Raw genomic sequence first — 18118 nt, forward strand, 5'->3', positions numbered from 1 at the left:
GTTGCACGATCCCCGGCGGGCAGCCTCACGGGCACCGGCCGGCCGCCGCCGTCGGTCCGTTTCGCGCTCAGGGTTGCCCTCGAAGGAACCGGGAGGCCGCCGCCGGGCCGGGACGCTGACGGTGGTGAAACGAGACGGCGATGTCGTGGGACGAGGGCAGAGTGATGCACACCATCGAACAGGGCCAGTACGTGATCGCCGACGTCGGCGATCAGGTGCTGTGCCTCGGCACGACGTCGTGCGCACTTGTCATGGCCTTCGCGGGCGACGGCAAGGTCGCGTGCTACCACTGGCCGTTCATGTCGGACACCGACGACTGCCGGGAAACCTTCAGGTCACTGGTCGATCAGCTCGAATCGCCGGTCACGCACATCGAGGTGATCAGCAACGATTTCCCGAACACCGGCCGCGCACAGGAGTGCCAGGCGATGGTGGCGAACCTGGCCGTGGCCAACCCGGGCGCCATCACGACCTACTACGTCCACCCCGGTCAGATCCAGGGAATCGATCCCTTCGTCACTCTCGGGACCACCGGCGCGCAGAGCTATCACGCCGTGCGGGCAGTGCAGTTCTGAGGGATTTCCGCAACCGGCGGCCTCATGAGAACGCCTCGATGTGGCCGGGGACGAACTCTTCGAAGCCGCGTGCGGCCCGGCCGAGGATCACGGCGGCGTCCTCGTCGACGGTCGGCACCGCGAGGTCGCCGGCGACCACCTCCACCCCTGACTCTCGGTGTCAGTTGCCCTGACGGCTGCCTCAACGGGCGCACTCCGGTCCCGCACTCCGATTAGCCTCGCCACAAGCGAGCAAAGCGGGTGGTCGGCCGATGGTGTACGTACTGTGTCACGGGCAGGTCAGCGGAGAGGATCGTTTTCCCTACGGTCGCAAGGGTTGCCGGTTGGGTTTCTACGGCCGGTTCGGCTTGGGACTCAGCCAGACCGCGGGACTCGACATCATCAAGAACGAGGAGAAGCCACCGTCCGAGCACTGGTACGATTTCGACCTGTTTCCCCGAGACTGGCAATTACCCGACCTCGCACTGACCCCCCTCACGGCGGACGAGAGCGAGACAGCCCGGGAGTACCTCGGCGACGCCTACCGGCACGTTCACCTGCTGGAGACGCCGACCAAGCTGAGCGTGCTGGTCGCCGCGGACGGGCCCCTGGCCGGGAAACTCGACGACGTGCGCATGGTGTGCTGCATGTCTTTCCCCGACCACAGCCATCGGCGCATCCGCCACACGCCGTCCGAACGCCGCGCGGGTGCCGCACCCGGACGGGGGCACGCCGACGAGGTGTCTCAACTGGAGAAGCGGATCGCCGAACGAGCCGAACAAGACCCCGTTGACGCGAAAGCCTGGTTCGACAGCCTCCTCGACGGCGAGAAGGCGCTGCTGAAGCACCGGCCGCGCATCAAGGCCGTGGCTGTCGCCGCCAAGATCGCCGCCATTCCGCTCGAGGACGAAGACGCACCCAGCTGGCTGCAGCTGATTTCGGCCATCTACCACTCGAACCTCGAGGCCGTCGGCTGGTTGCACGATCTTCCCGTCGTCCGAAGCAAGCTCACCGAGCTGACCGGGCTCTTCCGAACGTGGGAAGGAGCGCGACGCAACTGCGCCGCGTTGAGGAAGCAGGAGGACAGCGACGCGGCGAAGGCGATATGGCACATCCTCGATCAGTCCGACGCGTCGAACATCGTCGCGACGGAAAAGAAGTGCTTTCGGATCGCGCGTTGCGCCACCGCTGTGTCCGCATCGGACACTGCCACCTGGAGCGAATTCGCATCCAGGTACCACCTGCTGAACACGCGGAAGAAGCGTGCTCAGGCTCGCGAGTGGCCCCAGACCGAAGACGCGATCCGGGCCATGATCGGCCGGGCGCGACAGGAGCACGACGTAGCCGAGTTCGTGGGCCGGCTCGACTTCGCCTACCAGGAAGCCGTCAAATTCGTCCTGACCAACCACAACGAGACACTCCGACACGCACTTTCGGCCCCCACTGCGGCTGTCAGCCGCAAGCGCGCGCGGCAGATCGGCGAGGACGCGACGCCTCCGGCCAAGTACGCCCGAACCCTGGACGAGAGCGAACCCCCGCCGGCCGAGCCGGATCTCCCGTCCGGGTTCGAGTGCATCGGCCCGGAACCCGAGTGGCAAGCCGACGAGCAGACGCGCTGCCCCGTGTGCGACCGGCACTGCCTCCTCCACGGAAGCCTCCTGGCGCACGACCTCGCCAACCTGCCCACTCCCTGCTGGAGCTGCGGCGACCAGGTGGAGACCGACCTGGCCACCGTTCAGATCCTTTGTGAAACCACCGGTCGCAAGTACTATCTGCACTCCCCATGTGCCAGCAGCTCACTGTGAAGTGACCCCGGGTGCGGATTTCACCTTGCTCCGGCCATCGCGGCGGCTGCCGCCCCGGTCAGAAGGCGGCCGCGAGCTCGGCGAGGTCGGCTTTGATGACCTGCAGGATCTCCGCGTAGTTCGCGTGCCAGTTGTGCACGAGGTGGCCGCCGGCGCTCAGGACGCTGTGCAGCCGGAGTAGGCCTTCGTCGATCTTCCCGAGTTCCTGCAAGGCGTTCTTCGCCCGGTATGACGTGCCGTCGAAGCTCTCGTCCGGCTTGTGGAACTCGGGCAGCCAGTCGGCCAGCAGCCCGCGGAGCTCGTTCACGCCGTCCAGGTACGCCGAGTCGAATTCGGCCAGGTAGTCGGCGAGCACCGGGTAGTGGTTCATGTCGTAGGCTTCGATGATCTGCCGGTTGTCGTCCTTGAGCCGATCCAGGATGGTGTGGAAGGGCCAGGCGTTCCACTGGGCCGCCGCCACGACGATGCTGTCCAGCGCTTCCCGGGTTTCTTCGGCCTCCTTGAATGGAACCGCGGCGAGCGCGGTCGCCACAGTGCTCTCCAGCGCCGCCAGCTGCCCCGCGACTTCGTGCACGAACTCCTCGGCGGTCCGCAAGAGCTCGTCCAGCACCTCGCGTTCCTTGGGTCCCAAGCCGCGAGTCTCGTGAAGCGCGCAGTACTGGTTGATCAAGTGGAGGCTGTCGACCTGTTCTTCGTGGTGCAGGCCGGCCACCCACTTCTCGGGAAGGATGTGCATCGCTCCGCCTCAACGTCCGTTGTTTTCGCTGTAACCCAAGGTGCCGACCGTCACGCCGATCCCGGCGAACGCGACCGCGTCGAGCGGGTACCGGTGCTTCACCCCTGTCATCGGGTGCTCCTTGACGGACGGATTGCCCGAACCGTAGCGGCGGGACGCGCCCACGTCGGTGTTCCCGCGGGCAACCGAACGGGCAGCGGGGCGGCCGGACATCGCCGAGCCGCGGGTGCCGGCCGAGGCGGCTCGGTGAGCGGGGGTCCGCGATTCCGGCAAGATCCCCATCCAGTCGCCGAGCGGAACGGAGGAGGCGTTCGCGGGTGACGCGTCCGCGGGTCACTCCTGCCCGAACAGCAGCACGACCGCCACGAGCATCACCCGCAGTACACCCACTTCGCTTCCCGCTCACCGAGCCGTGAAGCACGTTACGGGCGGTTCCCGGTGAACGGATCCACCGATCGGACAGCCCGATCGGCCCGGATTCGCCGACCGCTGCTGGTCCGTAGGGTGGGACGGGGTACAAACGCAGTGGAGGTGGTCGTGTTCGGTATCAGCCTGGGACATCTGACGGTCCTCCTGCTGGCCGCTCTGTATATCCTGGGCCCGGAACGGCTACCCGGTGCGGTTCAGTGGCTGGCCGATGCGGTGCGTCGGGTTCGTGACCTCGCGTCCGCGGCGCAGCGACGGCTCGAGACCGAGCTCGAACCGGAGTTTCGCGAACTGCGCAAACCGCTGCCGGATCTGCGCGCGCTCGATCCGGCGACCACGCTCCGACGCTTCCTCGACGAGGTCCCGCCCTCGTCGCCGCCCGCGCTGGTCGCCGCCTCTTCGTCGCCGGCGATCGACCCGGACGCCACCTGAGCCGACGCGGTGCTCGTTGGGCGGCGCGCGTTCCCGGACCGCCGCGGACGAAACTGTCCACAACGGACGGATACTCCCGCTCTCGGCGGAGCCGGAGCCGGAGGCTGCTCCGGTGACTCGCCGCACGACGGGCCGATCGGACGCGCGACGCCGGTGCCCGATGGGGCAGGCCCACGTGCCCCGGCGGTTGCCTGCCACAGCCGGGCCGGATCGACCGCCGCCCCGCAGGATGTCCGGAGGGGACCGCTCGTCGAGGGTGGCGGGGAAGCGACGTGCGCTCGGACTTCGGTGTCGCGCACCACGGGCTCGGCTCTCGGCAGGCCGCCCCGCCCACGGACTGGGAGGAACCTCCATGACGACGGCCGAACCGGACCGGACGAATCCGCGAGACGTGCTGCTGTACTACCTGTCGGAAGCCGTCGAGAAATCCGCGGGCGACGTGGTCGAGTTCGAGGAAGCGCTCACCGGCTTCTGCGCGAACGACACCTCCGAGCTGCGAGATCTGGCTTATGCGATGCTCGAGGCGATTTCCGCTTCGGGCTGGGGCATGGACGCCCTGGAGGGGCCGGACCGGCAGCGGGACGTCGTCGACGAATTCCTCGCGCTCAGGGACACCTCCCCGGATGGCTCGGACGAGGATCCGGGTGCAGCCGCCGACGCGGCGACCAACCGGATCAAGAACATGATCTACCTCGGCGACACGCCACTCCAGGGTGCGGTCGCGCTGTCGTTCGAACAGGCGGTGCTCGACGAGTTCGGTCTGGTGATCACCGACGACCTGCTGGCGGAGGCGTACCGCAAGGCCGAGCCGTACCTGACGGACGGCTCGCTGGGCGACAAGAACGACGGTGTCCTCAACAACGGGGTCGTCCTGGCGGCCGACGGCTCGGTGTCACTCGGCTACGCGGGCCTGGTGGACGGTGGCTACACCTGGACGCTGACCATGATGCTGGAGACGGACGCCTTGGTGACGCGCAACATCGCCCAGCTGCGAGCGGACACCGTGACCGCGGGAGGCCCCTGCTTCTACACCCAGTTCCGCAAGAGCATCGTCTTCAGCGCGTCGCCGACCGATCCGGTGTTCGCGGTCGCGCGGTTCGCCTGCATGCGCGAGCACGGGCTTTCCCCCACCGAAACCGTCGGCTCGATCATCCGGACGAGCAGCACCTCCTGGGTGGTGAACCCGTTGCCCGGCGGCGACTTCGGGATCGTCAAGGAAGCGATCCGGGCGACCGGCTCGAAGAAGAAGATCCTGCTCGGCACCGAACTGCGCGCGGACGTCGAACTCCCGGACGCGTTCACGCAGTTCTGGGACTCGGCGGCACCGTTCCACAAGCAGCGGCTGTACCAGTTGCTCGCCAAGCTCAACCAGCACTACGAGCTCGCCTTCCTGGCCGGAGTCGAAGAGTACCGCCGGAACGTCTCCGCCGAATGGGCCGTCTACACCTACCGCCAGTACGTCGAGGACACCGATCTGGCGATCCGGCGCCGGTACCTCGACGAGGTCGCGAAAGCCGTCCAAGCGATCGCGGCCGGCACGGCCACAGCGACCGCGGAGCTGTTCGACAAGGCGTACGCGTACGTCGCGACCCGGCGTCTCCAGGAGCTCTACGACACGCATCGCGACGCGCTGCTGAAGCCGGCCTGACGCACTGACCGCCCGTTGGCGCGGCCGCGTCAGGGGCGCAGGCGGAAGGCGCGCGCGTCGTAGTGGGCCCAGGACCGGGCGCCATCCTCCCGCGGCCCGGTGAACGCCACCGTGCGGTGGGCCTGCGGCCAGCGCACGGTCCAGGTGCCGTCGTCGACCGGCATCAGCGGAGCGTGGTCGATCGCCGCCGGCGCCCACCCGGCGAGCGCGGCACCGTAGCCCAGCGAAACCACCGGCCGCCCGGCCCGCCGCCCGAGGGTCAGGACCGTGTCGCCGTGGGTGTACACGGCGTGCTCGGGCAGGGTTTCGTGCGCGCCCGCGGGTACTTCGCGCGGCAGCGGTGGCACGCGGACGCCGAACCGGCGGGTGAAGACGTGCTCGAACACCGCCCGTGCGACGCTGTCGCCGCCGAGGCCGTTCGTGGCCACGACCACGGCGAAGTCGTGCCCGGGCGCCACCCGGACCTGGGTGACCTGGCAGTGGATCTGGCCGTTGTAGCCCAGCACGCGCAGGCCGCCGAAATCCCACTCGGCCCAGCCCGGGGTCCAGCCGACCGCGCCCGGCACGGAGTGTCCGGCCGGGGTGGCGACGGCGGGGCCCGCCAGCACCGAAGCCGCCGCCGCGAACGGCCCGGTGGTGCCTTCGGTGACCGCCCGCAGGATGGTGAGCAGGTCCGCGGGGGTGGCCACGACCAGGCCGGCGGACGCGATGTAGGGGTGTTCCCAGCCCTGGTCCTCGACCAAGCGACCGGTGGCGGCCTCGTAGGCGTGCCCGCGCACGAGGTCGCCGGGCCGCCGCCGGTGCTCGGCGACCCAGGTGCCGCGCAGGCCGCCGGGGACGACGAAGAACCGGGTGAACAGCGTCGGCCACGCCGCGCCGCTCAGCCGCTCGGCGATGGCGCCGAGCAGCACGAATCCCGCGTTGCAGTAGGAAAACCGGGTGCCCGCGGGGAAGGCGGACGCGATGTGGCGGCACGCGTGGGTGTACCGGCTCAGCACGTCCGGGCCGTCGTCCAGGACGGGCAGGTAGTCACCGTCGAGGCCGCTGGTGTGGGTCAGCAGGTGCCGCACGGTGACCTGGGCCAGGGGCTCGTCCGCGGCCACGTCGAGACCCGGCAGCAGCGCGCGGACCAGGGTGTCCAGGGTCAGGCCCGCCCGGTCGAGCAGGAACACGACGATCGCGGCGGCCGCGATCTTCGTCACCGACCCGATCGGGAACGACGTGTCGGCGGTGACGGGCACGGCGGAGGTGGCGGTCACGTGGCCGGTGACGGCGCGGCGCACCCCGCCGCGGTCGGCGATCGCCACCGACACCCCGGGCACCCGGTGCCGCGGCGCGAGGTCGCGGACGAGCGCTTCGAGTTCGGGGTCGTCGTCGTGACCGCGGCCGGGCGCGCTCACGACGGTTCCGTCCGGGTGCGGGCGGCCGCGACCAGCTCGGCGGCGATCGCGGTGGCGGGCCGGCGCAGCACGTCGGCCGCGGGGCCGGCCTCGGCCACCGCGCCCTCGTGCATGACGACGACGTCCGAGGCGACGTGGGCCACCAGCGCGAGGTCGTGGCTGATGAACACCAGCGCCAGGCCGAGCCGCGCACGCAGCTCCGCGAGGAGGTTGACGATCTGTGCCCGGGTGGACGCGTCGAGCGCGGTCACCGCCTCGTCCGCGATCAGGACATCGGGGTCCAGGCCCACCGCGCGGGCGATCACCACGCGCTGGGCCTGCCCGCCGGACAGCTCGTGCGGCCGCCGGACGCCGTAGGACCGCGGCAGCCCGACCAGGTCGAGCAGACCGGTGACGAACTCGTTCCGGCCGCGGCGGGTGGTCCGGCCGTGGAGCAGGGCGGGTTCGGCGATCGCGTCGGCGACGCAGTAGCGGCTGTCCAGGGCGCTGCCCCAGTTCTGCGGCACCAGCTGGACCCGGCGGTGGAACTCCCGGGCCGCCGCGCCGGTGAGCCCGGCGACGTCCCGGCCGGACAGCCGGACCACCCCGGTGCCGGGCCGGGTCAGCCCGACCAGGCACCGGGCGAGGGTGGTCTTGCCGCTGCCGGATGTCCCGACGACGCCGAGCGCCCCGCCGGCGGCGACGGCCACCGACGCGCGGTCGAGCGCGAGCACCTCTCGCCGGGATCGCCTTCCGGGGCCGCCGCCGAACCGGACGGTGAGGTCCCGGGCCGCCAGCAGTGGCTCGGTCATCCGGCCACCTCCTGCGTGACGAGATGACAGGAGAACACGTGCCCCGGACCGGCCTGCCGCGCCGGTGGCTCGGTGGCACACCGGGGCGTCGCCACGGGACAGCGGTCCCGGAAGGCGCAGCCGGTGGGCCGGTGCGACGGTGCCGGTGCCGTGCCGGGGATCGCGGCGAGCCGGCCGGGGGATCCGGGATCCGCCCGCGGCAGCGCCGCGAGCAGGCCGCGGGTGTAGGGGTGGGCCGGTTCGCCGAGGACGGCCGGGGCCGGGCCGGCTTCCACCACGCCGCCGGCGTACAGCACGACGACGCGGTGGCACAGGTGCCGGATCGCGCCGATGTCGTGGGACACCACCACCACCGCGGTGCCCCGCTCCCGGGACACGGCCGCGAGCAGGTCGAGGATCCGCAGCTGGGCCACGACGTCGAGCGCCGACGTCGGTTCGTCGGCGAGCAGCACGGCGGGCCGCGGCGCGAGGGCGAGCGCGATCAGGACGCGCTGGCGCATCCCGCCGGACAGCTCGTGCGGGTACGCGGCCCCGACGGCCGGGTCGAGGCCCACGGTCTCGAGCAGCGCCGCGGCTTCGGCGGCCGCCGCTCGCCGGGTGCGCGTTCCGTGCGCACGCAGGGTTTCGACCAGGTGCGCCCGGACCGGCCGCACCGGGTTCAGGGCCGCCACGGAGTTCTGCGGCACGTACCCGATCCCGCTCCCCCGCGCCGCGGCCAGGGCCCGGGGGTCGCCGAGCAGCGACCGGCCGCGGAACCGGACGTCCCCGCGCACGACCCGGCCCGAGGCGGGCAGCAGGCCGAGCACCGTCCGGCACAGCACCGTCTTGCCCGACCCCGATTCCCCGACCACCCCGACGATTTCGCCGGGCCGCACGTCCAGGGAAACGCCGGTCACCGCGGCGTGCTCCGGCGCGCCGAACGCGACCGTCAGGTCCCGCACTGCCAGCAGGACGTCGCCGGTCATGCCGCGGCTCCGGCGGCCGGGGTCCGCAGGCGGTGCGCCAGCCCGTCGCCGAGCAGGCTCGCGCCCAGCCCGGCCACCACCACCGCGGCGGTCGCGGCCACCAGCGGCAGCCAGCCCCGGTCGAGGTAGTGCTGGCCCTCGGCGATCATCGCGCCCCACTCCGGGGTGGGCGGCTGGACCCCGGCGCCCAGGTAGGACACGGCGGCGATCAGCACCAGGTTGCCGGTGAAATCGCTGGTCGAGTACACGAGACACGGACCGAGCGCGTGCGGCAGCACGTGGCGCAGCAGGATCCGCCCGCCGCCGAGGCCGAGCACGCGGTGGGCGTCGACGAGGCCGTCTTCGCGCAGCACCAGGATTTCCGTGCGGCACAACCGCGTGTAGCTGATCCACCCGGTCAGCGGGATCGCGAGCAGGACACCGCCCAGACCGGGGCCGGTGACCGCCAGCACGGCCAGGACCAGGACCAGGAACGGGAACGCGGCCACGACGTCCACCAGCCGCAGCACTACCGCCGGGAGCGGGCCGCGCAGCCACCCGCACAGGGCCCCGAGCCCCGTGCCCAGCACCGCCGAGGCGACGGTGACGCCGGCGGCGACCGCGAGGTCGGTCCGGCCGGCGTGGAGCACGCGGGCCAGGACGTCGCGGCCGAGGTGGTCGGTGCCGAGCAGGTGCGCCGCGGACACGGACTCGTGCTGGTGCAGCAGGTCGACGGCGGTGGGGTCCCAGGGGGTCAGCACCGGCGCCAGCACCGCCGCGGCGACCAGGACGAGCAGGATCGCCGCGCCGGCCAGCACCTCGGCGTCCCGCCTGCCGACGCCGGGCGACGCGAGTCCCGGCGCGGCGGTCACAGGCGGAACCTCGGGTCGAGGGCCGCGCACACCAGGTCGGCCAGGATGTTCCCGCCGATGACGAGCACCGCGAGCACGAGCGCGACGCCCTGGACGACCGGCAGGTCCCGCTCCAGCACGGACCGCACCAGCAGCTGCCCGAGCCCGGGCACCGCGCAGACGTTTTCGATCACCACCGCGACCCCGATCAGGCTGCCGATGTTGGTGCCCAGGTAGGTGACGACCGGGAGGACGGCGTTGCGCTGCACGTACCCGGTGCGGACCCGCCGCGGGGACAGCCCCCGCGCCGTCGCGGTGGCGACGTACTCCCGCGGCAGTTCCCCGAGCACGCCGGCGCGGACGAGCCGGGTCAGCACCGACCCGGCCATGACGGTGAAGGTGAGCACGGGCAGCACGAGGTAGGGCAGCCCGGCGAAGCCCGCACGGTAGCCGGAGACCGGGAGCAGCCGCAGGTTCAGCGCCAGCAGCTGGATGAGCACGATGGCCACGCAGAACGACGGGACGGCCCCGCCGGTGACGCTGCCGGCGCGCACGAGGTGGTCCAGCGGCCGGCCGCGGTGGTACGCGGCGAGTGTCCCCGCCAGGAACCCGCCCGCGGAACTCGCCGCGATACCGAGGACGAGCAGGAGGAGCGTGGGGGCCGCCGCCGCGGCGATCACCTGGGTCACCGGCTGCTCCCGCGTCAGCGACGTGCCGAGGTCACCGCGGGCGAGGCCGGCCAGGAACGTGCCCAGCTGGCTGGGCACCGGCCGGTCGAGGCCGAGTTCGGCGCGGCGGCGCGCCACCTCCGCGGCCGACGCCTTGCCGCCGAGCAGCTGCGCGGTGGCGTCCCCCGGGATCAGGTGGAGCAGGACGAACACCAGCACGACGGCCAGCAGCAGGGTCGGCACGGCGGCCAGCAGGCGGCGGGCGGCGTACCCGGTCATCGGGCGCGGGTCATCGGGCGAGCCAGACGTCTTCCAGGCGCCACCACGCGGTGCCGACCGCCCGGAAGCCCTGCACGTCGGCTCCGAGCCCGGTGACGGTCGGCGGGAAACTGATCGGCAGCAGCGGTGCTTCGTCCATGCCGAGCTGCTGCACCGCCTGCAGGGCCCGCTCCTGTTCGGCCGGGGTGAGGTGCAGCGGACCGGCAGCGACCGCGTCGGACAGCATGCTGTTGCGCACGGAGGTGTACATGCCCTTGGTCGGGCTGTCCGAGGCGAAGGTGAGCTGCGGCATCTCCCACGGTGACGGCACGTCGGCGGTCTCGAAGGCCAGGAGCGCGACGAAGTCCTGCGCCTGCAGCCGCTGGACCAGGGTGGCGAAGTCGACCTGCTGGATCACCGGGTGCAGCCCGGCCGTGCGCCAGCCCTGCTCGATCACCTGCGCGGTGGTCACGGCGGTGGCGTCGCCGGAGTTGACCAGCAGCGGGAGTTCGGTGCCGGCGGGGATCCCGGCGCGGGCCAGCAGCTGCCTGGCCGCGGCCGGGTCGTACCGATAGGCCCGGACGTCCGGGCTCCAGCCGCGCATCTTCGGCGTGACGCCGTTGGCGACGGCGCCGAGTCCGTAGTAGACGGACCGGTTGATGCCCTCGACGTCGACGGCGTGGCACAGGGCCTGGCGCACCCTCCGGTCGGCGAGCAGTGCCGAGTTGTAGTTGAAGAACACCGCGTCGAGCTGGAACGCCTCGTCGACCGAGACGTCCAGCTCGGGGTGCCCGCGCAGGCGTTCGGCCTCGGCTCGCGGCACGCTCTCCGCGAGCTGCGCCTCGCCGGCCTGGAGCTTGAGCATCCGCGCCGTGTCGTCCGGCACGTAGGGCATCGCGATCCGGTCGAGGTACGGGCGGCCGGGTTTCCAGTAGTGCTCGTTGCGGGCCAGCACCACCTCCTGGCCCCGCACCAGGGACGCCACCCGGAACGGGCCGGTGCCGACCGGCGCCGCCGCGAAGGCGGCGGAGTCACGTTGCACGGCGGCGCGGGGGACGATCCCGGCGGCGAACAGCGAAAGGTTGTCGATCAGCGGCGGGTACGGCCGGTCGACCACCACCTCGACGGTGCCCGCCGCGGTCGCGCCGACATGGGTGATGTGGGCGAACAGGAAAGCGTAGGCGCTGTCCGGTCCCCGGGCGCGGTCGAGCGAGAACACCACGTCCGCCGCGGTCATCGGGGTACCGTCGGAGAACCGCACGCCGGATCGGAGCGTGAAGACGTAGCGGGTGCCGTCCGCGGAGGTCGTCCACGAAGCAGCGAGCGCGGGAGAGACCCCCGTCGAGTCCGCGTTGATCGTCACCAAGGTGTCGAAGACGTTGTACAGCAAGAAGATCGAGCCGTTGTCCGTGACGGACACCGGGTCGAGACCCAGCGGGTCCTGGCTGCGGGCGAAGGTGAGCTCACCGCCGCGCACCGGCGTGTCGTCCTGGGGTGAAGGTCCGTTCGCGGGGCTGCACGAGGTCTGCGCACCCACGGCGAGGCCGGCGACCGAACCCGCGGCGAGCCGCAGGAACCGCGCTCGGGTGATCAGGTGGCCCCGGGGATCGGTGCCGGCAGAATCCACATCAGCCTCGCAGGTGCATCTCTCGGCGCTGCCTCGACAACTTAGATCGCCCCGAAGCCGGCGGGGCTGCCCGAACGGGCGATCACGGGGGCAGCAGCGGGTCGAGGTCGAGACCGAACGCCTCCGGACCGGCGAGGTGTGCCAGCCGCGCGTCCTCCCACTTGGGGTCCGAACGCAGGCGGACGACCGACACCGGCAGGCCCAGCCGGAGCTTCTCGATGTCGATGAGTTCCCCGGTGTCGGCCAGCAGGCAGATGATGTCGGGGACGGTCGCGACGACCTCGCCGTCGACCGCGCACACCAGGTACTCCTGTTCGGCGTCGATCCGGGCGAGCCGGTCGCCGTCGTCGATCACGACGGCCCAGGGTTCGCTGGCGCGCACGGACGTGCTCAGCTCGGTGATGGTCCCGTGGAACAGCCGGCGACCGCCGATCCGGGCGATGAGGTCGTCGACCGTCCCGGTCAGCGGCGGCGTCAGCGCCGCCCCGATCATGCGGGCCCGGCTGAGCGAGCCGGTGATCCCGTGCACCCCCAGCACTCTCGCGCGCAGCAGGTAGAGGCTCACCGCCGCCCAGCCGCCGAAGGCGACCGCCACCGCATCGCCCACCCGGTCGACGACGGCGACGTCGTCGGTCCGGAGCACGATGTGGTTCTGCTGGTTGTCCACGAAACTCACGGTGCCGGGCGGAAAACCGGTGGCGGACAGGATGATCTGGTTGAAGTGCTGCGAGGCCCGGCCCATCAGGTCCCCGTCGACGACCGGCAGGCCCAGTTCCAGCGCGGCCAAGGGGGCGGCGAAGGCGTTGAGGCCGCCGATCTCCACGTTGGCCACACCGGCCAGGCGCACCCCGTGCCGGTCCGCGACCAGCCGCGCCGCCCGCGCGAGTTCGGTGCCGTCGGGGAGCTTTTCGCCGAGGATCGCGGGCGAGCCCAGCATCGCGACGTGCACCACCCAGGCGTCCGGGGGCAGGTCCGCGGCCCGCACGACCGGCAGCGTCTCCCCGGACCGCATGGCGTAGGCGAGTACGTCGTACAGCACCGAGCGTTCCCAGCCACCGCCCCGGCCGCAGGCCAGCACCAGCGCGCCCTGGTTGATGACGGCGAGGTCGTCGAGGCCGATCCCGGTGATCGGCTCGGGCGCGGGCGTCAGCGGCCCGCCGGCGCCGCTCACACCGGCTCCGGCTGCTGACGGGTGCGCTGGATGTCGCCCACCGCGCGGATCCGGACCCGGGTCACCTCGTTGTCGAAGTAGCCGAGCTCCTGCAGGTTCACCGAGATGACCCGGACCGAGTCCGGGTCGGCGCCGGCGGCGACCGCGCGGGCCGCCGCCTCGTCCTCGGCCCTGCTGAGGCGGCTGCCCAGGTCGTCGGCCGACGCCTGGAACACCCGGTCGATCTCGGCACCGGCCTGCGCCATCGCGGCCCCGACGGCGTTGGCCATGGCGTGGTGCTCCGGGCGTTCGACGTGCGAGATCCCCGGCAGCCGCGGCGGCACCAGGAAAGCGGCGCCGCCGACGGCCACCAGCGGGGGTTGCCGGAGGGTCGTGCGGACCCCCTTCACCGCTTCGGCCAGCCGGGCGTGGACGTCGGCGAGAACGGCCGCGCAACGGCCGCGGTCCCAGCCCGCCACCCGGCCGGCGTCCCCGACGTGCGGGGCCAGCCCGGCGGCGACCGCGACGTCGGTCAGCGTCGGCTGGGTGCCGCCGAACACGACCGCGGCGCGGCGCAGGTCGCGACCGACGCTGTCGGCCAGCACCACCGCGCTGTCCGGGCGCAGGGCCACCCGGGAGCCACCCCCCACGGCGAGAGAGCGCAGTTCCGGCATCCGGAAGTTGGTGTACACGCCGTTGACCCCGACGTTGTCGACGGACGTGCGGGGGAATCCGTGCCGGAGCACGCCGACGTCGCTGGTCGTCCCGCCGACGTCGACCACGACGCACTCGTCGCGGCCGCTCAGCAGGCCGGCGCCGCGGATGGAGTTGCTCGGTCCGGAGGCGAACGTCGCGATCGGGAACCGGCGGGCGTAGTCGACGTCCATCACCGTTCCGTCGTTCTGGCTGACGTAGACCGGACCGGTGAAGCCGAGGCGCGCGATCATCGCGGAGACACCGTCGAACACCCGGTCGGCCACGCCGATGAGGCAGGCGTTGAGGATCGTGGCGTTCTCCCGGCGCAGCAGCCCGAGGTGGCCGATCTCGTGGGACCGGCAGACCGTCACGCCGGGGATGCGGTCCTCCAGCAGCCCGGCGGCCCGCTCCTCCAGCCCCGCGTTCATCGGCGAGAACACCGACGTCAGTGCCACGGCCCGGACGTCGTCGGCGGCGATGCGGTCCACGATCGCGCGAAACGCCCTCTCGTCGAACGGGAGCGCGGTCCGGCCGTCGTACTCGTGCCCGCCGCCGCAGATGTACCGGTGCGGGCCGAGCGCCCGCGACAGGGCGTCGGGCCAGGTTCCCATCGGCGGGATCGCCCGCGTGGACGGGACGGCGAAGCGGATCGCCGCGGTGGGGGTCAGCCCGTGCACGGCGACCACCGCGTTGAGGAAGTGCGTGGTCCCGATCAGCACCGCGTCGACCTGATCGGTGGTGACGCCCGCGGTCGCGATCAGCGCGGTGAGCGCCTGCTCGATCCCCAGGGTCACGTCGCCGGAGGTGGGCCGCTTCGCGTGCGCGACCATCCGGTCGTCCGCCATGAGCACGGCATCGGTGTTCGTACCGCCGACGTCGACGCCAATCCGCATGCCCACCCCGCAACCGTCGCCGGTCGCCGCGGCGGACCGCCATGGTGACCAACGGACTGGACCGAACAGACCACGGACGCTACACCCGTTGCGCCGGGCGTACCGGTTGCGCGCGGCGCCGCCGGTACGGACCCCCCGTCCGGGTGAGCCGCGGTGCCGGCGGCCGGGGCCGGAGCTGCCCGAAAGGCTTCACCATCGCTTGCGGCCGGTGCCGGCCCGGGGTTCCACGATGCTGGCCATGCACCTGATGAGCATCCAGAACTACGAAAGCGACCAGGTCAAGGGCGCCGCGCAGCTGTGGGCCTTCGCCTCGGGCCGGACCGAGGCGAGCGTCGCGCTGTGGCTCGTCGACGCGGCGTTGTCGGCCGACGAGAACGGCTGGACGACCAACCTGGCGTACGCGACGCAGGCGGACCCGGCCATCGCCCTGCGCGTGGTGCGGGACGTGCTCGAAGACGCGGCCGACGAGGCGTTCGAACCGGTCGGCGCCACGCTCGCCACGGGCCTCGATCCGGTGGCGACGACGCAGGCCGTCGCCGAACTGGACGACGGGGACCGGCAGCGCTTCGCGGACGCGCTGATCGACGCGTGCGACCGGATCCTCGCCGACGCCGCCGAAAACCAGAACCAAGCCGACTGGCTGATCGCGTGGGGCGCCGCCAACGGCGGCTTCGGCAGCCTGGAGAGCTACGTCGAGCACAGCAACGCCTGGGCCGCCTACGACGCCCTCAACCGCGCTTCCGTGGGAGAGCTGCAGAAGGGCGCGGTCCGGGGGTTCTGGCAGTGGGGGGAGATCGTCCTGATCGGCCGCGAGGCCGCCACCAAGGAGGTCCGGGCCTACATCGACAGTTTCGTGCGGCGTTCCGCGAGCGGGCTCCTGTTCGGGGAGGAGGCCAAGTTCGTCGGCCTGGTCCGCACGGGACAGCTGCTGATGGTCGCCCGCGGGCGCGGCCTCGACCCGGGCCGCATCGACGTGCTCGACCGCTCTTCGGCCAGCGGCGAGCTCGACCGGACGCTGCGGGAGGCGCTCGGGCGGATCACGAAGAAGAAGGTCACCCTGAGGTAGGGACACCCCCAGCGCTCAGCCGGGTAGCCACACCTCCACCGTGGTGCCGCCGCCTTCGCGGGTCCGCAACGTGAACGTGCCGCCCGCACCCTCCACCCGCACCCGGTGGCCCGCCAGGCCGACGTGCCCGCCGGCCAGCCGCTCCGCCAGGACGGCCGGGGCGAAGCCGACGCCGTCGTCGGTGACGGTCAGCCCCAGGCGGCCCGGCTGCTCGCGCAAGTCCACGCGGACGTTCCGGGCCCGGGCGTGGCGGACCACGTTCGCCAGCAGCTCCCGGGCGACCGAGTAGAGCATCGCCTCGGCCGGGTGCTCGACGGCCGGCTCCGCGTGGAGGTCCAGCGCGAACCCGCCCCGCTGCGCGCTGCGTTCGCCCAGCGTCTCGAGAGCCGCGGCGATGCCCAGCTCCAGCAGCACCCGCGGGTGCAGGTCGAACACGGCCTCGCGCAGTTCGGCGACCGTGGTGTCCAGCAGGTCCAGCACCCGGGTGCGCACCTCGGCCGGCAGCGGCGCGCCGGACAGCTCCAGCCGGGCCGCCATCAGGCTCTGCACGGCGCTGTCGTGCAGAGCGTCGGCGAGTGCGGCGCGCTCCCGCTCCTCGGCGTTGATCAGGTCCCCGACCAGCTGCTCCTGCACGCCGACCAGATCGGCGATCCGCCGCTCGCGGCGCACGAGCAGCGCGGCGACCACGGTGCAGACGACACCGAACCACACCAGGTACCCGGCGAAGCCGAACGCGCGCAGCAGGTCGTAGGGCGCGCCGCGATCCGGGTCGAGGCGGGCGATGTCGTCCGGCGCCAATGCCAGCGGCACGAGCGCGAGGTAGGCCAGCGCCGACGCCGTCCCCGCCAGCGCCGTGAGCCACGGGCGGTAGCTCGCGACCGCGGTGAAGGGCACCAGGATGTAGGCGTACCCGATCTCCGAGGCGGGCCCGCCGGCGAACAGGGACAACACCGTGATCGCGCCGATGTCGATCGCGGCGGGCAGCAGGAACGACCAGGTCGCGGGCCCGGGGCGCCAGAGGAGGAAGGCCAGCGTCCACGCGCCGTAGAGCCCGAGGGTGACCAGGAAGGCCGTCCAGTGCGCCGTCTGCGCGACCAGGGTGCTGACCAGCATCGGCAACACGACCACGACCCGGCTCCAGGCGGCTCCCCCGGTGATCGGCCGGGCCGCGACCACCGGCGTCCGGCCGCTAGTCGACGAGGCCACGGCGCATGGCCTCGGCGACGGCCGCGGCCCGGTCGGAGACGCCCAGCTTGTCGTAGAGCTTCTGCGCGTGGGCTTTGATGGTGCTGGGGCTCAGGAAGAGGTTGCGCGCGACCTGCGGGATGCTCAGCCCCGCCGCGAACGAGCGGAGGATCTCGCGCTCGCGGTCGTTGAGGGCGGGACCGCGGGACGTGGCCCGCAGCCGGATCTGGCCGGCCAGCCCGCCCGCGACCGCGGGCGGCAGCACCGTCTGGCCGGAGCTCACCCGCAGCACCGCGTCGAGGATCTCCTCGCTGTCGGCGTCCTTGCCGATGAACCCGGCCGCGCCCGCCTCCAGCGCCCGGTAGGCCACGACGCCGTCGAGCAGTGCGGAAATGATCAGCACGCGGCAGTCCGGCGCGTCCCGGGCGATGGCCGCCGCCACCTGGATCCCGGTCAGGTCCGGCAGGTTGTAGTCGACGACCACGGTGCACGGCGCGTGCTCCCGGGCCGCGGCGATCGCCTCCCGGCCGGTACCCACCTGGGCCACCACCCGGATGGCGGCCGACCGGTCGAGCACGCGCACCAGCCCGTCCCGGTAGATCGGATGGTCTTCGACGACGACCAGTTTCCCGGCCCGGCCGGGCCCCACGTCAGTCATGACTCTTCTCGTTTCGGTGATCGTTCGGCCCTCCGCTTCGAGCACACACCCCGGAGGACCGCTGGTGAAGCCCGGCCGTGCGGCCGATCAGGCAGTCCCCTCATCGTCGTTGTCCGATCGGACAGGCCGATCGGTCCGGCCGACCGGGGTACGCCCCGGTCCGGACGACCGCGTTCGGCCGAACGGACCAGCGCCGAAAACCCCGCACAGCACATCGACAGGTCGATCACGCGAAACGTGCTCCATCAGGCAGACCTGCACTCCCGGCAAAGCGAAGACGTTGACTCGCACAATCGCGTGCAACAAGATTTGAATGTTCCCAAACAAAGT

General features: G+C 72.2%; 17 protein-coding genes. 5 read left to right on the top strand and 12 right to left on the bottom strand.

Features of this window, described 5'->3' with window-relative positions:
• The first annotated feature begins 140 nt into the window (after window positions 1-140).
• Window positions 141-575 (top strand): hypothetical protein, encoded by a 435-nt coding sequence (locus tag OHS18_RS05820; protein WP_328616223.1) that lies wholly within the window; start codon window positions 141-143, stop codon window positions 573-575.
• 22 nt (window positions 576-597) lie between these two features.
• Here the strand turns inward: OHS18_RS05820 and OHS18_RS05825 are convergent, their stop codons facing one another.
• The gene (locus tag OHS18_RS05825; protein WP_328616224.1) at window positions 598-720 is read right to left on the bottom strand and encodes a hypothetical protein; all 123 of its coding nucleotides are present in this window, start codon (window positions 718-720) and stop codon (window positions 598-600) included.
• Between the two features lie 106 nt (window positions 721-826).
• Between OHS18_RS05825 and OHS18_RS05830 the strand changes: the two genes are divergently transcribed.
• Window positions 827-2359 carry a hypothetical protein gene (locus OHS18_RS05830; protein WP_328616225.1) on the top strand — a complete coding sequence of 511 codons (1533 nt, stop codon included), beginning with the start codon at window positions 827-829 and terminating at the stop codon, window positions 2357-2359.
• Between the two features lie 58 nt (window positions 2360-2417).
• Here OHS18_RS05830 and OHS18_RS05835 read toward each other — a convergent pair whose 3' ends face one another.
• Window positions 2418-3095, bottom strand: a complete 678-nt coding sequence (locus OHS18_RS05835; RefSeq protein WP_328616226.1) for a hypothetical protein — start codon at window positions 3093-3095, stop codon at window positions 2418-2420.
• A gap of 525 nt (window positions 3096-3620) precedes the next feature.
• On the opposite strand from OHS18_RS05835, the gene OHS18_RS05840 reads away from it, so the two are divergent.
• Both OHS18_RS05840 and OHS18_RS05845 read left to right on the top strand, forming a co-directional pair.
• Window positions 3621-3953, top strand: coding sequence for a Sec-independent protein translocase TatB (locus tag OHS18_RS05840; RefSeq protein ID WP_328616227.1), 333 nt, complete (start codon window positions 3621-3623; stop codon window positions 3951-3953).
• A gap of 352 nt (window positions 3954-4305) precedes the next feature.
• Window positions 4306-5601 carry a hypothetical protein gene (locus OHS18_RS05845; RefSeq protein WP_328616228.1) on the top strand — a complete coding sequence of 432 codons (1296 nt, stop codon included), beginning with the start codon at window positions 4306-4308 and terminating at the stop codon, window positions 5599-5601.
• Window positions 5602-5630: 29 nt separating this feature from the next.
• On the opposite strand, the gene OHS18_RS05850 is transcribed toward OHS18_RS05845, so the two are convergent.
• The 8 genes from OHS18_RS05850 to OHS18_RS05885 all read right to left on the bottom strand — a co-directional run bounded on the left by OHS18_RS05850 (window position 5631) and on the right by OHS18_RS05885 (window position 14879).
• Entirely contained in the window at window positions 5631-7001 is a 1371-nt protein-coding gene (locus tag OHS18_RS05850) for a serine hydrolase domain-containing protein (RefSeq protein ID WP_328616229.1), read from the bottom strand.
• Window positions 6998-7792, bottom strand: a complete 795-nt coding sequence (locus OHS18_RS05855) for an ABC transporter ATP-binding protein (RefSeq protein WP_328616230.1) — start codon at window positions 7790-7792, stop codon at window positions 6998-7000. Before OHS18_RS05855 ends, OHS18_RS05850 begins: the two co-directional genes overlap by 4 nt.
• On the bottom strand, window positions 7789-8757 hold the full coding sequence (locus OHS18_RS05860; protein WP_328616231.1) for an ABC transporter ATP-binding protein: 969 nt from the start codon (window positions 8755-8757) through the stop codon (window positions 7789-7791). Before OHS18_RS05860 ends, OHS18_RS05855 begins: the two co-directional genes overlap by 4 nt.
• On the bottom strand, window positions 8754-9608 hold the full coding sequence (locus OHS18_RS05865; protein WP_328616232.1) for an ABC transporter permease: 855 nt from the start codon (window positions 9606-9608) through the stop codon (window positions 8754-8756). The genes OHS18_RS05860 and OHS18_RS05865 overlap by 4 nt, the downstream gene beginning before the upstream one ends.
• Window positions 9605-10534 (bottom strand): ABC transporter permease, encoded by a 930-nt coding sequence (locus tag OHS18_RS05870; protein WP_328455282.1) that lies wholly within the window; start codon window positions 10532-10534, stop codon window positions 9605-9607. The genes OHS18_RS05865 and OHS18_RS05870 overlap by 4 nt, the downstream gene beginning before the upstream one ends.
• 10 nt (window positions 10535-10544) lie before the next feature.
• Window positions 10545-12140: an ABC transporter substrate-binding protein gene (locus tag OHS18_RS05875; RefSeq protein WP_328616233.1), complete on the bottom strand. Its 1596-nt coding sequence runs from the start codon at window positions 12138-12140 to the stop codon at window positions 10545-10547.
• An 82-nt stretch (window positions 12141-12222) separates the two neighbouring features.
• Window positions 12223-13311: a DUF917 domain-containing protein gene (locus tag OHS18_RS05880; RefSeq protein WP_328455278.1), complete on the bottom strand. Its 1089-nt coding sequence runs from the start codon at window positions 13309-13311 to the stop codon at window positions 12223-12225.
• Window positions 13308-14879 (bottom strand): hydantoinase/oxoprolinase family protein, encoded by a 1572-nt coding sequence (locus tag OHS18_RS05885; RefSeq protein ID WP_328618732.1) that lies wholly within the window; start codon window positions 14877-14879, stop codon window positions 13308-13310. The genes OHS18_RS05880 and OHS18_RS05885 overlap by 4 nt, the downstream gene beginning before the upstream one ends.
• 229 nt (window positions 14880-15108) lie before the next feature.
• Between OHS18_RS05885 and OHS18_RS05890 the strand changes: the two genes are divergently transcribed.
• Window positions 15109-15945 carry a hypothetical protein gene (locus OHS18_RS05890; RefSeq protein WP_328455276.1) on the top strand — a complete coding sequence of 279 codons (837 nt, stop codon included), beginning with the start codon at window positions 15109-15111 and terminating at the stop codon, window positions 15943-15945.
• Between the two features lie 15 nt (window positions 15946-15960).
• On the opposite strand, the gene OHS18_RS05895 is transcribed toward OHS18_RS05890, so the two are convergent.
• Window positions 15961-17151: a sensor histidine kinase gene (locus tag OHS18_RS05895; protein ID WP_328616234.1), complete on the bottom strand. Its 1191-nt coding sequence runs from the start codon at window positions 17149-17151 to the stop codon at window positions 15961-15963.
• A complete protein-coding gene (locus OHS18_RS05900; protein WP_328455272.1) occupies window positions 17135-17788 on the bottom strand; it encodes a response regulator transcription factor in 654 nt (217 codons plus the stop codon). Before OHS18_RS05900 ends, OHS18_RS05895 begins: the two co-directional genes overlap by 17 nt.
• Between the last annotated feature and the right edge of the window lie 330 nt (window positions 17789-18118).

The sequence above is a fragment of the Amycolatopsis sp. NBC_00355 genome (assembly GCF_036104975.1).
Taxonomy (GTDB): domain Bacteria; phylum Actinomycetota; class Actinomycetes; order Mycobacteriales; family Pseudonocardiaceae; genus Amycolatopsis.

Excerpts from the sequence above, each read along its gene's own strand:
- OHS18_RS05820 (WP_328616223.1), top strand. The coding sequence starts at position 141 with ATGTCGTGGGACGAGGGCAGAGTGATGCACACCATCGAACAGGGCCAG.
- OHS18_RS05830 (WP_328616225.1), top strand. The coding sequence starts at position 827 with ATGGTGTACGTACTGTGTCACGGGCAGGTCAGCGGAGAGGATCGTTTT.
- OHS18_RS05835 (WP_328616226.1), bottom strand. The coding sequence starts at position 3,095 with ATGCACATCCTTCCCGAGAAGTGGGTGGCCGGCCTGCACCACGAAGAA.
- OHS18_RS05845 (WP_328616228.1), top strand. The coding sequence starts at position 4,306 with ATGACGACGGCCGAACCGGACCGGACGAATCCGCGAGACGTGCTGCTG.
- OHS18_RS05855 (WP_328616230.1), bottom strand. The coding sequence starts at position 7,792 with ATGACCGAGCCACTGCTGGCGGCCCGGGACCTCACCGTCCGGTTCGGC.
- OHS18_RS05860 (WP_328616231.1), bottom strand. The coding sequence starts at position 8,757 with ATGACCGGCGACGTCCTGCTGGCAGTGCGGGACCTGACGGTCGCGTTC.
- OHS18_RS05870 (WP_328455282.1), bottom strand. The coding sequence starts at position 10,534 with ATGACCGGGTACGCCGCCCGCCGCCTGCTGGCCGCCGTGCCGACCCTG.
- OHS18_RS05885 (WP_328618732.1), bottom strand. The coding sequence starts at position 14,879 with ATGCGGATTGGCGTCGACGTCGGCGGTACGAACACCGATGCCGTGCTC.
- OHS18_RS05890 (WP_328455276.1), top strand. The coding sequence starts at position 15,109 with ATGCTGGCCATGCACCTGATGAGCATCCAGAACTACGAAAGCGACCAG.
- OHS18_RS05900 (WP_328455272.1), bottom strand. The coding sequence starts at position 17,788 with ATGACTGACGTGGGGCCCGGCCGGGCCGGGAAACTGGTCGTCGTCGAA.